Raw genomic sequence first — 13,247 nt, forward strand, 5'->3', positions numbered from 1 at the left:
GGCAAGCAGGGCCTCAAAGTAGCGGTCAACGTCGCCCCGCTCCAGCTCACGCAGCCGAATTTCGTGGAGACCGTCGCGGCGGCGCTGCACCAGACGGGCCTGGCCGCCGAACACCTCGAACTGGAGCTGACGGAGAGCGTGCTGCTGCACAATTTCGCGGGGGTGCAGCAGACCCTGTGTGCCTTGGAGCAGTTGGGGGTGGCCCTGACCATCGACGACTTCGGGACGGGGTACTCGTCCTTGTCGTACCTGCGGGACCTGCCGATCAGCAGCATCAAGATCGACCGCTCCTTCGTGCGCGACCTGAGTGCGCCCCGCCGCGCCCCCCAGTACGCCCTCGCCCTGATCGAGGCGATCCTCAGCATCGCCCAGGCGCTCGACCTCGAAGTCGTGGCCGAGGGGATCGAGACGCAGGCCCAGCTCGACGTGGTGCGCGACCTGGGCTGCCACGTGGGCCAGGGCTTCCACTGGTCCAAACCGCTGGCCCCCGCGGTGCTGGAGCGGTGCCTGCCCCTCGCCCCGGAGGCCGGGCAGGCGGCGGCAGGCGAGGGCTACAGGAGCCTGAACTAGGACAGGCTGGGGACCCGGCGGCCTGGCACGTGGCCGCCCTCTGAACGGCCCGGGAGAGGCGTGGAGGACGCCGGGGGAGGACCGGGCCTCCTCTGAACGTTCGGTCGAGAGGGCGCTTACAGCGTGAAGGCCACCGCCCAGGCTTCCGCCCCGGGTCTGGGCATCCACCCCGCCACCGCCTACACTGGGGGCACGCCCGGGGATGTTCCCGGACGCCCCTGCCCGGGGACCCGGACGGCAGGTGATGGTGTGACGGCCAGCGCGGCGCGGCTTCAGCTTCTCGGTTCACCCGGCCTCGTGGTGAACGGCCAGGACGTGACCCTGCCCACGCGCAAGGCCCTCGCCCTGGCCGCGTACCTGGCCCTCAGCGGCCCGGCGCCCCGCGGGGTGCTCGCCGGGCTGCTGTGGGAGTTGCCCGAGCGGGACGCGCGGCGCAACCTGCGCCAGGAACTCTACCGCCTCGGGCACACACCGCTCGCCCGCTGGCTGGCGGTGGGGGAGACCCACGTGGCGCTCGCCGGGAAGGTGACGACCGACGTGGCCGAGTTCCGGGAGCGGGCCGCGCGGGGGGACTGGGCCGGGGCGCTGGGCCTGTACGGCGGGCCACTTCTGGACGGGCTGGAGCTGGAGAGTTCGGTGTGGAGCGAGTGGCTGGAGCGGACGCGCGCGGGAGTCGCGCGGGAACGCCAGGCGGCGGCGCTGCGGCAGGCCGAGGCCCTGGAGGCGCGGGGCGAGTGGCGGGAGGCGCTGGGCGTCCACCTCGCCCTGCTCGCCGAGGACGAGTTGCAGGAGACCCACCACCGCGCCGTCATGCACCTGTACGCGCGGCTGGGCGAGCGGGGGGCGGCCCTGGCCCAGTACGAGCGCTGCCGGGAGGTGCTGCGGCGCGACCTCGCGCTCGAGCCGCTGCCGGAAACCCGCGCCCTGTCCGGGCGAATCCGGGCGCGCGAGTCGTGGGGGGAAGAGGCGGCGGTCCCCACCCCGCCCCGCCGCCCCGCCATTCCCCAGGACCCGCCCCTGGTCGGGCGCGAGCGGGAATGGGCGGCACTGGAGGCGGCCCCACGCCTGATTCTCATCGAGGGGGAGCCGGGCGTGGGCAAATCCCACCTTGCCCTGGAGTTCGCCCGCGCGCACGGCCCGGTGCTGCTTCACCGCTCCACCCGGCCCGGGGGGGCAACGCCCCTGTGGGCGGCGGCGGCCAACCTGCGCTCGGCCCCTCGGGGACCCGCGCGCCCCAGGGCTGCTGGGGACTGTCGCGCCCGTGTGGCGGCGGGAGGCGGCGCGCCTGGTGCCCGAGCTGTGGCCCGGCGACGATCCCCCCGGGCCGCCCACCCCGGACGGCCGGGCGCGGTTCGTGGAGGCGCTCGTGCGGGTGCTTACCGCGCTGATTCCCCCGGACGTGGTGATCGTGCAAGACGACCTCCAGTGGATGGACTACCCCAGCGTCGAGGTGCTGTCGCAGGCCGCCCTGCGTCTGCCCAACCGGGTGCTGCTCACCCTGCGCCGGGGCGAGGCGGACACGGACGCCGCCCGGCAGGGGGTCCTCGCGCTGGGTCGCCAGATTCCCCTGGAGCGCCTGGTCCTGGAACCGCTGGGCGAGCGCGGCGTGCGGGACCTCGTTTGGGTGCTGTCGGGTGGGGAGGCGCCGCTCTTCGCCGCGCGGCTGCACCGGGCGACGGGGGGCAACCCCCTCGCCCTCCTGGAAACGCTGCGGCACCTCGCCGACACCGGGGCGCTGCACCTGGAACCCGGCGGCGCCTGGGCCACCCCCTACGACGACCAGACGCGCGACTACGCCGAATTGCCCCTCCCCGACAGCGTGCGGGGGGCGGTGCTCGCCCGGGCCGCGCGGCTGGGGGGCGGGGCGCGGCGGCTGCTGGAGGCCGCCAGCCTCGCCGGGGAGCCCTTCACGCTGACCGACCTGGGCGGGGCGAGCGCGCTGCCCGAGTGGGAGGCGGTGGAGGCCCTGGAACAGGCCGTGGCGGCGGGCCTACTCACGGTGGCGGGTGGGGGTCACCGCTTCAGCCACGAGCAGGTGCGCTCGGCCCTGGAGAGCGCGCTCGGCCCGGAGCGGCGGCGCCTGCTGCACCGCAAGCTGGCGGAGGCGCTGCTGCGGCAGGGCGGCGCCCCCGCCCACGTCGCCCACCACCTCGAACGGGCGGGGCGGCCCCGCGAGGCCGTGCCCCACCGGGTCCGGGCCGCCCAGGCCGCCGCCGCCGTCCTCGCGCACGCGCAGGCGCTGGGCGAGTACCGCCGGGCGCTGGCGGACGGGCCGGACGACCCCACCGCCTTTGCCATCCACGCCGAGGTGGTCGAGCACCTGCGCTTCCTCGACCGCCGGGAGGAGCGCCGCGCCGCGCTGGAGGCCCTCTCGGCCCTCGCGGAGCGGCTCGCCCTGCCCGCCGAGGAGCGCCTGCACCAGGCGGTGCGCTGGGCGCACTTTTACACCGAACTCGATGAGGAGGCCCGCGCCCTGGAGGTCGCCGAGCGGGGCCTGCGCGAGTTCGGGGACGTACCCGAGCCCCTGCTGGCCCTGCTGTGGCTGGAGGGCGGCGCGGCCCTGTGCGGCCCGTGGGGTGCCCCCCGAAAACTGGACGGTTAGGACTAGAGACTCAGGCTCGCCCCCAGCCCTAGGCTGGAAAGCGAGGCGAACCCTGTGAAAACCCGTCAGTTCTCCGAAGACCAGATCATCAAGCTGCTCCAAGACGCCAAGAAGGGCGAAAAGCCCGTTGAGGAGCTGTGCCGCGACCTGGGATGCAGCACTGCGTCCTACTACACCTGGAAGAAGCAGTACGGCGACACCACCGCTGACGAAGCCCGGAGGCTTCGTCAGCTCGAAAAGGAGAACGCTCGTCTCCTGCGGATCGTCGGCCAGCAGCGCCTGGAACTCGATGCCATGAAGGAGGTGATTCAGAAAAAGTGGTGACGCCCAGCGAGAAACGTGCCGTGGCGAAGGAACTCGTCACGGCCCGCGTCAAGCCCGCAAGGGCTTGCTTTCTGGTGGGCCTGCCCAAATCCACCTGGCATTACCAGCCGAAGCGGCGCCAGGACAGCGAACTCCGGCAACATCTTCGTGAACTGGCCCTGCGGTATCCACGGCGAGGCTACCGCTTCATTCATGCCCTGCTGGTCCAGGAGGGGCATCACCTCAACCGGAAGAAGGTCCGGCGCCTCTGGTGCGAAGAAGCCCTCACCGTCAAAGCCAAGCCCAGCAGGAAAATCCGCACTGGCGCGTCCATCCCAATGCAGGCCGAGTACCCCGGCCACGTCTGGACGTACGACTTCATCTTCGACCAGACCCTGGGGGGGACGACCCTGAAAATCCTATCGCTGACCGATGAATTCACCCGGCAATCCCTGGCCCTGCGGGTCGCGCAGTCCTTCACGTCCGCGGACGTGAAGGACGTCTTACACGAGGTCATCCGGCAGCGTGGTGCACCCGAATTCATCCGCAGTGACAACGGCCCCGAGTTCATTGCCCGTGACCTGGGGGTCTGGCTGGCCGTTCAGGCCATCGGCACCCGGTTCATTCAACCCGGCAAACCCTGGCAGAACGGGTTTGCCGAGAGCTTTCACTCTCGGCTCCGGGAGGAGTGTCTGAATCAGGAAGTGTTCTACTCGGCTCGGCACGCCCAGGTGGTCTTGGATGGCTACCGGGCGTTCTACAACGCCAGGCGGCCCCATTCGTCGCTGGGCTACCGCACACCTGATCAGTTCGCCCAGCAGGCCAGGGGCCGGGCCGCCGACCTCCTCTGCGGAAAAGGCGCCGCAGAGCAGTCCGTCATCCCGCCCCCTGGATGAGCAGGAAGTCCCGTGTTGTACCCTGCTCCTGAGCCGAGTCTCTACTCGAAACCGTCCAAACTTTGGGGCCAGGCCAGGCGTAGGGGTGCTCGCCAGCGTCATTCCGCCTGCCGTGGCCCGCAGTGCCTCTTTGGTGTTGGCCGTCGTCGGGCTCTTCGCTCCAACCACAGAGGGGGTCACGACCCGGGCGAGCCCCCGTGGTGCGCCAAAGGTGCGGAAACGAAGGTTTTTCCTGTTTGGACGGTGCAGTACGCTTCGTGTATGAACCCTTGGCGCCTGACGCTTCTGATCGTCACGCTGCTGCATCTGGTGGAGGCCCAGGCCGTCCTCGGCTCTCCCGAGACCGCCCGTGAGACGCTCCGCGAGGCGGCGGACGCCCACGTCATGTTAGGGGGCCAACAGCGCTTGGCTCTCGAACTCTATGGTTTGCCACACACGCGCCATCTCCTCAACGCGCTGGGTGACCACGAGTACGAGCGGGTCCTGTGCGCCCCTGCCAGCCAGGCGCCCCAGGTCGCCGAGGTCACGCTGGTGACCCTGGGCAGCCCGGCGATCCTCGTTAATGGGCAGCGCGTGCGGCTTCAGATGCGCAAGTCCGCCGAGGTGCTCGCCTATCTGCTCAGGTACGGCGAGAGTTCACTGACCTCGTTGCAGACCGAAGTGTTCGCGGAGGTCCTCCCCACGCGAGCGAAGAACTACATCCATCAGGTGCGGCTGGAACTCAAGCGCCTGGTGCCCGGACTCTCCGTGCCTTACGACGCCACCACCCAGATGTATCGGGTTCGGTGTGAGGGGGTACACCTGACGTGGGACCTGGGGCAGGTGCGGGACGCCTTGCTCGGTTCGTCACCGGATGTCATGCTGACGACTAAGTTCAATATCAAGGATTTTCTACAAGGTTCGGAGAGCGAATGGGTGGAGACGGAGCGTGACCGAGTGAGCCGCTGGATTGTCCGCGTGGGATTGGAGACGATGGACGCCTGGTACAGCGAGGGGAGCTACGCCAAGTGCGTTCAGCTCGCACAACGGCTCATCGAGGTCGATCCCCTCGACGAAGGCCTGCACGATTTCCTGATTCGCGCCACAGCACAGATGAGCGGGATCAGCGCAGCACGCACGGCCTGCTGGGAGAGCCACGCCTTCTTCGCCAAAGAGGTAGGACACGTTCCGCCCCTGCTGGAGCAGTTAGCCCAGCAGCTCCAGGCTCAGCGATTAAACTGACCCCACCTTGCCAGGAGGCTCTGGGCACTTGGGGCACAAAAATTGCCGAATCGCGTCGGGACCCTAGACTGGGCTTAGCGCAGGTTTCAGTTCCAACTCTAGTGCGACCCCTTGAACACCTGCCCAGCCCACTTCTGCCGCACGAAGCCGATAGGGACGCGCTCGGGCAACGCCCGCTTGTTCGCGGCGTACATCTCGCGCAGGAGGTTCAGGGCCTCAACCAGAGGCGCGGCTGTCCCCTCGGCCTGGAAGGAGAAGGCCGCCAGCAGTCTGGGGGCGTAGGACCGCACCTTGGCGTACCTCCCCAGGGCATGGTGCAGAGGGTCCAGTTGTTCGGTGCGCACCACCTCCCGCTCCCGCACCGTCTCGACGAGCTGCCGCCAGTTCACGACGGCCTCGATGGCCTGGTAGGGATCGGCGCCTTGTTCACGGGCGGCGATGACGGCCGCACAGACCGACCGAAAGGTGCCGAACTGCTCAACCAGCGGCGGCCCTTGCTTCCCGAACGCCTCTGCCGCTTCCCGCTCGCCGTCTCGGAGCAGAGACACCATCACGCGGTCGTGCATATCGAGCACGGCATCGGTCAGCGTTTTCGACAGGTCGAAGAGGCAGGCCATCAGGGTCGCCCGGCGCCGCTGCGGCTCGAAATCTCCCAGGTGCGAGGCGCTCAGGCGCCTCGCCTCCTCGGCCAGGTGGTCCAGACGGCTCTGCGGTAGGAAGGCGCGCAGGTTGCTCTGGACGGGGAAGGTCCGCACGAAGGCCAGCTTGTCGAGGAGGGCGAGGACATGCTTGGCTTTAGGGGCGCCGACGGGCCGACCCAGCCAGGCGAAGCGAGAGATGGGCTCGTTGCCTTGCGGGGAGAGCAGGGCGTCTACCTTCTCGGCCAGGTCGCCCTTCAGGGGCAGGTTGAGCAGGCCGTAGGTGTGCTGGTCAGCCCGGACACGGGCCGCCTGGACGAGGCGTTCGAGAACCGTGAAGCGCGGCACCAGCACCTTGCGCCGTCGCAACTCGTCCATCAGGGCGCTCATCAGGGGAAAGGGCTGGTCGGTAACGACGGCCAGCGGCATCAGCCAGTCTCGCAATTCGTGATTCAAGCGCCGGGACAGTTCCACGTATCCGAACCGCTGACACAGGGCGGCGAAGTGCTCAAACCGGGTCGGGTCCCGGGTGGCGTACTGGGCGTAGCACGCCGGGTCCACCTGGAGTTGTTCGGCGAGGGCGACCAGCACGTTCTCGGGAGGTGCTTCGCCGGAGCGCAGGGCACGGCCGAGATGGCGTAGCACCGTGAGCTGCACGGCGAAGCCGAGCCTGTTGAAGTTCCGCCGACGTTCCCGAACCAGCAGTAGATCAGCGTTGTCAAGCAGGTAATACCGGGAGAGCGTGCGCTCGTCGAGGAGGGGAAAGCGCGTGAACTGCTCACGCTGGGCAGGAGTCAAGAAGGGAGAGGAGGGTTTGACCATCGTGCCTGAGCCCCTTCCAACTTTGCCCCACCCAGCGAACCTGGCTTGCCAGAGCGCTTTCTCTGCTTAGAGACGTCCTGTTCAGCAGGGCACACGCCCCCGGTCAACGTTCGCCCGGCCTCTCCTGCTGGGCCAGGGGGGGGTGTCCTGGCCCCTCCCTCACATGGCGTTGCAAGAGCTGGAGGGCTTCTTGCAGCCGCACGTGCTCGCCTGAACGGGGTGGGGCCGTGCTGGCTCTGACGACCAGTTCAGGTCGGGTCAAAGTTGTGGTCTGCGGATCGTGGTCGTCCAGCAACGCCCCCAGGTGCCCGAAGGCCCGCCGCCCGAGGACCGGGAAGTCCTGCCGGACCGTGGTGAGGGGCGGAATCAGCAGCGCACTCTCCGCCGTGTCGTCGTACCCGATCACTGAGATGTCGCCCGGCACATTCAGGCCCCGCTCCCACAGCGCCCGCAGCACGCCCACCGCCATCTGATCGTTTCCGACCAGCAGCCCCGTGAAGCTCAGTCCCGAGGCCAGCAGGGCCACCGCCGCCCGGTAGCCGCTCGCCGGGCTCCAGTCGCCTTCCTCCTGGGCCACCAGAACGAGGCCGTGTTCGCGCAGCACGTCCTGCCAGCCCTGCATCCGGGAGTGTTCGGCCACCGCGCCCTCCGGGGCATGAATGCAGGCGATCCGGGTGTGTCCCAGCTCCACCAGATGCCGGGCGGCCAGCACCGCACCGTGGTACTGGTCGAGCAGCGCCGCGTTCACCGCCGCACCGGGCGGCACGTCCATGAAGACGCAGGGCACGTCCGAGAACCGCCGGGCGACCTCCTCAGCGTCCGCACTGCTCAGGGACGCGTTGATGAGCACGCCGTCCACCTGGCGCTCCTTGAGGGCGCGCACCGCCTGGGTGACGTTTCCCAGGCCATAGCCCGGCACGATGGAGACGATCAGGCTGAGGCCCGCCGAGCGCGCCGCGCCCTCGATGGCCGAAGTCAGTTGCGAGGGGGCGTGCAGGGAGATGTCGTTGGTGGCAAAGCCGATGGATTGACTGCGCTGCCGGGCGAGGCCCTGGGCCAGACGGTTGGGGACGTAGTTGAGCTGTCCAACTGCTTCCATGACCCGGACCCGGGTTCGGGCGGCCACCGGACCCTGGTTGTTGACGACCCGTGAGACGGTCTGCTGTGAAACCCCCGCTAACGCCGCCACATCGGCTAGCGTGGCCGCTTTGCCCCCGATATTCACGCCAACCTCCGAGTAGATGTTAAGGCTAACACCATCTCCTCCGATCACGACAATGGGGCCGGAGCGTCTTCATGGTTGAATCAGCTTGCGCGGCCCCATACAGATCGCTTGTCAGCGGCGAGAAGCCACGTCCTGACGAATTACTCCTCCTGGAGGGCTGCCTTTTGAAAAATTTCCTGACATCGAAGGTCGCTCAGCAGGATGGAGGTGACGAAGGTAATCTACCCCTCAAGTGTTAGCCTTAACATCTCCTACCTTCACGGTACCAATCTGAACCCAGGGGGACCCACCAGTCCTTCCTGACACAGCACCCGCGCTGTGTTCTCATCCTCCGGCCCACCACGCCGGGGGCTTCCCCGAGGTACCCATGACCCCATTGCCACCCCTCCGCCTCTCCCACCTCGAACTCGGGGTCTGCGACTACCCGGAGCATGTGCCGCAAGGCTGCTGGAGTGAGTATGCCCAGGCCCAGAAGGCGTTGGGACTGCGCTTCGTCCGCATCGCCGAGTTCGCCTGGAGCCGACTGGAACCGCAGCCCGGGCAGTACGAGTGGCGCTGGCTGGACGAGGCCGTCGAGACCTATGCGGCGGCTGGCCTTCAGGTGGTGCTGTGTACCCCCACCGCCGCGCCTCCCGCTTGGCTGGTGATCCAGCATCCCGAGGTGCTGCCCGTCGGGCGGGACGGCAGGGTCAAGACCTTCGGCTCTCGGCGGCACTACGACCCCTCCAGCTCCATGTTCCGTGAGCATTCCCGGCGCATCACGCGGGCGATGGCCGAGCGGTACGGCCAGCACGCGGCCGTGGTCGGCTGGCAGACCGACAACGAGTTCGGCTGGGGTGACACCGCCCAGAGCTACAGCCCGGCGGCCCTGGCGGCATTCCGGCAGTGGCTCGCAGAGCGCTACCGTACCCCGGAGGCGCTGAACGAGGCATGGGGCAACGTGTTCTGGAGCATGGAGTACAGCGCCTGGCACCAGATTCCCCTCCCCAACGGGGCGGTCGCCGAGGTCAACCCGGCGCACGCGCTCGACTTCCTGCGCTTTTCGAGCGACCAGATCGCCGAGTTTCAGGAGGAGCAGGTCGCCATCCTGCGCGAGTGCTCGCCGGGCCGCTTCGTGACCCACAACTACATGGGCTTTTTCAGCGGCTTCGACCACTACCGGACGAGCCAGTGCCTGGACTTCGCCAGTTGGGACAGCTACCCGACGGGGACCCTGGAAGCCGTGAGGGAGTGGGGGCTGGCCGAGCCAGGGTTGATGTTGGATTTTGCCCGGACGGGTCACCCGGACGTGACGGCCTTCAACCACGACCTGTACCGCGGGATGGTGAAGGGACCCTCGGGAGCGGCCGCTGCTCCCGGCTTCTGGGTGATGGAGCAGCAGTGCGGGCCGGTCAACTGGGCGCCGTCCAATCCACTGCCCGCGAAGGGGGCCGTCGCCCTCTGGACGGCGCAGGCATGGGCCCACGGGGCCGATGTGGTGAGCTACTTCCGCTGGCGCGCGGCCACCATGGCCCAGGAAGTGCTGCATTCCGGTCTGTTGCGCCATAACGGGCACCCGGACCGGGGCTATGCGGAGGTCGCGGCCCTTGACCCCACACCGTTCCCCATCGGCAAAGTGCCTGCCCGGGTGGCCCTGCTCCACGACTACGAGAGCCTGTGGCTGTACAACATGCAGCCCCACGCCGAGGGGATGAACTACTGGGCCCAGACCTTCGCCTACTACCGCGCCCTGCGATCCCTGGGCATGGACGTGGACATCCTGCACCCGGACGCCGACCTGAGCGGGTACGCCTTGATCGTCGCCCCGGCCCTGACGCTGATGACGCCCGGGCGCGCCCGGCATCTGGAGGCGGCTGCCGAAGGCAGTGCCCTAGTCTTCGGGCCTCGCACCGCCTTCCGCACCCCGTCCGGGCGCACCCCCGAGGAAGGTCAGTTCGGCGAGTTGGGCCGTCTGGTCGGGGCCTCGCTGCTGCGCTACGACAGCCTGTACCCCGGGATGGGCCAGGAGGTCGCGGGGGCAGGGCCAGCGCCGCACCTCGCCTCCTTGTGGGCGGAGAGCTACGAGATGGAGGGCGCGCAAACCCTCTACCGCTACCGGGGCGGCCCCCTGGACGGCGAGAGCGCCGTGATCCGCCACGGAAACGTCACCGTGATCGGTGCCCACGGCGAGACGCTGATCACCGAGGTTCTAGAGGATCTGCTGAGCCGGGCGGGATTGCAACCCACACGGCTGCCCGAGGGCGTCCGCCTCTCACGGCGCGGCGAGGTTACACTGCTTCAGAACTGGAGCAGTCACGCCGTCATCTGGCAGGGTCAGGAGCTGGCTCCGGTCAGCGCCCGCCCGCTTCAACTTTCGGAGGTGATGGCATGAACAGCGTTCTGAGGCCACGTTCCCGTCTGCCGGTGCTCGCCCTGCTGACCCTGGGGCTCGGCGCCTGCTCCTCCCAGCCGCCTGGCCCGGCCGTGCTGGCGCCGCAGGCCACCGCTCCCACCGAATGGATCAAGGGCATGGACGTGTCCGAAGCCCGGGGGGCGGAGGCGGCCGGCGTGGTCTTCAAGGACCGGGACGGCACCGTCAAGCCCGCCCTCCAGATCGTCAAAGACCACCAGTACAACTGGGTACGCGTGCGCCTGATGGTGGACCCCGACGGCCGGTATGGGCTGTTGCAGGACCTGCCCTACGTCAAGGCTGTGATGAAAGACGCCAAGGGGCGCGGTTTGAAGGTGCTGCTCGACCTCCACTACTCCCACTGGTGGGCCGACCCCGGCAACCAGTGGACCCCCTCGCGCTGGGCCGGGCAGGACGTGAACACCCTCGCGGGCTCCGTCTACACCTACACCAAGGACGTGATCACCCAGCTTCGGGCCCAGGGCACGGCGCCGGACATGGTGCAGATCGGCAACGAGATCAACGGTGGGATGCTCTGGGAGCCCGGGCGAATCGGGAATATGGCGAACTTCGTCAAGCTCACCAACGCCGGGGCGAACGCGGTTCGGGACGCCAGCGGCGGCAACGCCACCATGCCGCCGATCATGGTTCACATCGCTAAGACCGGCGGCGCGGCTGAGACGGTCGCCTGGTACCGGGCCTTTGTGGGCGTGGGCGGCTGGGTGGACACCATCGGGCTGTCGTACTACCCGATGTGGCATGGCGATTCCTCAGGCCTCAGCGAGACCATCAAACAACTGCGGGCCAACTTCACCTGGGCGAAAGTCTATCTGGCGGAAACGGCCTCCTACTGGGCCCCAAACCAGGGAGGGTACACCAACCTGCCGTATCCGCAGACCCCGCAGGGTCAGTCCGATTACCTGAAAGCCCTGACCCCCGTGGTCCAGGGCGCCGGAGGCAGCGGCATCTTCTACTGGGGCGCCTTCTGGTCCCAGAGCAGCCGGTGGCTGATCGCGCCCGACTGGAAAGACGACGACGCCTCTCGCCGGTCGCTGTTCGACGATGGCGCCCGCGCGACGGCGGGGATCGACGGCCTGAACTAAGTCAGACCCCATTCAGCCCACGACCGGAGCCCCCATTCCGGGGTTCCAAGCAAGGAGAGTGCCATGAAGAGAATGTTCGTTCTGATGTCCCTGGCCCTGGCGGGCACCGCCAGCGCCTCCACCCTCACCGTCTGGAGCCACTTCACGGACGCCGCCGAGCTGTCCTGGCTCCGGGCTCAGGCCGACGCCTTCGGGAAGGCCACCGGCAACAAGGTGAGTATCGTCAGCGTCCCGCTCGACCAGATTCCCGACAAGCTCATTCAGTCCGCCCCCAAGGGTCAGGGCCCGGACATGGTCGTCACCCTCCCGCAGGACCGGCTGGGTCAGCTCGCCGCGGCGGGGGTCGTCGAGCCGATGGACAAGTACGTGGTGAGCAAGACGGACCTCGACCGCACCGCGGTGCAGGCGATGACCTACCGGGGACGGCTCTTCGGGCTCCCCATGTTCGCCGAGTCCGTCGCCCTGATCTACAACAAGAAGCTGGTCCCCCGGGCCCCGACCACCTGGAACGAGTTTATCAGCGTGGCCCAGAAGAACACCGGGAACGGCAAGTTCGGCTTTCTGACCGATCTGGGCAACGCCTATGCCAACTACGGCTTCTTCAGTGCCTACGGCAGTTACATCTTCAAGAACAACGGCGGCACCCTGAATGTTCAGGATGTGGGGATCAGCAACGCTGGGGCCCTCAAGGCCGTCTCCTTGATGAACGACCTGCGCTACAAGTACAAGCTCGTGCCCGAGGGCGTGTCCGCCGACGCGGCCAAGAGTGCGTTCGTGGGCGGCCGCCTGGCGATGGTCGTGACCGGTCCCTGGGACATGGGGGACATCAAGAAGGCCGGGATCGACTACGGCATCACCACCATCCCGGCGCCTCCCGGGGCCACCGGGAAATGGGGGCCGTTCGTCGGCGTTCAGGGGGTCGTGCTCAATGCCTACAGCAAGAACAAGACCCTGGCGGCGCAGTTCGCCAAGGCGCTGGTCACCAGCCCGGCCCAGTTCGCCTTCAATCAGGCGGGTGGGCGCATCCCCGTGAGCCTTGCCGCGCGCACCCGGCTGAAGGCGGACCCGGTCGTCACGGGCTTCGGCAAGGCGATCTCGGCGGGGACCCCGATGCCGAACGTGCCGGAGATGGGGGCGGTCTGGGGACCGTGGGGCAACGCGGTGGCCCAGAGCGTGCAGAAGCCGGGCCCCAACTACACCTCGATCCTCTCGGCGGCGCTCAAGGAGATCAAGGGCAACATCAAGTAACGGAGGAACAAGGGCGGCCGTGCGGAGGGGTGATCTCCGGCACGGCCGCCCCTCTGTAGGGGAGGGGCGAAGAACGAGTTCAACCAGGCCAGCTTGAACCTCGGCGGCGGAAGCTCAATCTTCCTGGTCTGATACCCCTTTACGTGCTCACCACATCCGCCCAGTCTCTTCTGCCTCACGCTCGCAGGGCGAGAGAAGTTCGTGGAAGGCCGATACCCCGAACAAGTCAG

The 13,247-nt window shown here is 68.3% G+C and carries 10 protein-coding genes and 1 pseudogene; 9 read left to right on the top strand and 2 right to left on the bottom strand.

Going from position 1 to position 13,247, the window contains the following annotated elements; all coding sequences use genetic code 11:
• From DAERI_RS21220 to DAERI_RS21245, 6 genes and pseudogenes are all read left to right on the top strand, one after another.
• Nucleotides 1-570, top strand: a 570-nt coding sequence (locus tag DAERI_RS21220) for an EAL domain-containing protein (RefSeq protein ID WP_133162092.1), incomplete at its 5' end; no start/stop codon positions are given.
• Nucleotides 571-1,107: 537 nt separating this feature from the next.
• Nucleotides 1,108-1,452, top strand: a pseudogene (locus DAERI_RS23365) (AfsR/SARP family transcriptional regulator); the annotation flags it as partial.
• Nucleotides 1,453-1,858: 406 nt separating this feature from the next.
• On the top strand, nucleotides 1,859-3,172 hold the full coding sequence (locus DAERI_RS22970) for an ATP-binding protein (protein WP_133162093.1): 1,314 nt from the start codon (nucleotides 1,859-1,861) through the stop codon (nucleotides 3,170-3,172).
• A gap of 54 nt (nucleotides 3,173-3,226) precedes the next feature.
• Nucleotides 3,227-3,496 carry a transposase gene (locus DAERI_RS21235; RefSeq protein WP_165794325.1) on the top strand — a complete coding sequence of 90 codons (270 nt, stop codon included), beginning with the start codon at nucleotides 3,227-3,229 and terminating at the stop codon, nucleotides 3,494-3,496.
• Entirely contained in the window at nucleotides 3,490-4,371 is an 882-nt protein-coding gene (locus DAERI_RS21240; RefSeq protein WP_103131445.1) for an IS3 family transposase, read from the top strand. Before DAERI_RS21235 ends, DAERI_RS21240 begins: the two co-directional genes overlap by 7 nt.
• 261 nt (nucleotides 4,372-4,632) lie before the next feature.
• A complete protein-coding gene (locus tag DAERI_RS21245) occupies nucleotides 4,633-5,592 on the top strand; it encodes an AfsR/SARP family transcriptional regulator (protein ID WP_133162094.1) in 960 nt (319 codons plus the stop codon).
• 98 nt (nucleotides 5,593-5,690) lie between these two features.
• On the opposite strand, the gene DAERI_RS21250 is transcribed toward DAERI_RS21245, so the two are convergent.
• Both DAERI_RS21250 and DAERI_RS21255 read right to left on the bottom strand, forming a co-directional pair.
• The gene (locus tag DAERI_RS21250; protein WP_165794326.1) at nucleotides 5,691-7,028 is read right to left on the bottom strand and encodes a DUF4158 domain-containing protein; all 1,338 of its coding nucleotides are present in this window, start codon (nucleotides 7,026-7,028) and stop codon (nucleotides 5,691-5,693) included.
• A gap of 127 nt (nucleotides 7,029-7,155) precedes the next feature.
• On the bottom strand, nucleotides 7,156-8,277 hold the full coding sequence (locus DAERI_RS21255) for a LacI family DNA-binding transcriptional regulator (protein WP_165794327.1): 1,122 nt from the start codon (nucleotides 8,275-8,277) through the stop codon (nucleotides 7,156-7,158).
• Between the two features lie 367 nt (nucleotides 8,278-8,644).
• Between DAERI_RS21255 and DAERI_RS21260 the strand changes: the two genes are divergently transcribed.
• The 3 genes from DAERI_RS21260 to DAERI_RS21270 all read left to right on the top strand — a co-directional run bounded on the left by DAERI_RS21260 (nucleotide 8,645) and on the right by DAERI_RS21270 (nucleotide 13,017).
• Nucleotides 8,645-10,648 carry a beta-galactosidase gene (locus DAERI_RS21260; protein ID WP_103131449.1) on the top strand — a complete coding sequence of 668 codons (2,004 nt, stop codon included), beginning with the start codon at nucleotides 8,645-8,647 and terminating at the stop codon, nucleotides 10,646-10,648.
• Nucleotides 10,645-11,769, top strand: coding sequence for a glycosyl hydrolase 53 family protein (locus DAERI_RS21265; RefSeq protein ID WP_103131450.1), 1,125 nt, complete (start codon nucleotides 10,645-10,647; stop codon nucleotides 11,767-11,769). The genes DAERI_RS21260 and DAERI_RS21265 overlap by 4 nt, the downstream gene beginning before the upstream one ends.
• Before the next feature lie 63 nt (nucleotides 11,770-11,832).
• Nucleotides 11,833-13,017 (top strand): sugar ABC transporter substrate-binding protein, encoded by a 1,185-nt coding sequence (locus DAERI_RS21270; protein ID WP_103131451.1) that lies wholly within the window; start codon nucleotides 11,833-11,835, stop codon nucleotides 13,015-13,017.
• Nucleotides 13,018-13,247 lie beyond the last annotated feature (230 nt).

This window comes from Deinococcus aerius, assembly GCF_002897375.1.
Classification (GTDB): domain Bacteria; phylum Deinococcota; class Deinococci; order Deinococcales; family Deinococcaceae; genus Deinococcus; species Deinococcus aerius.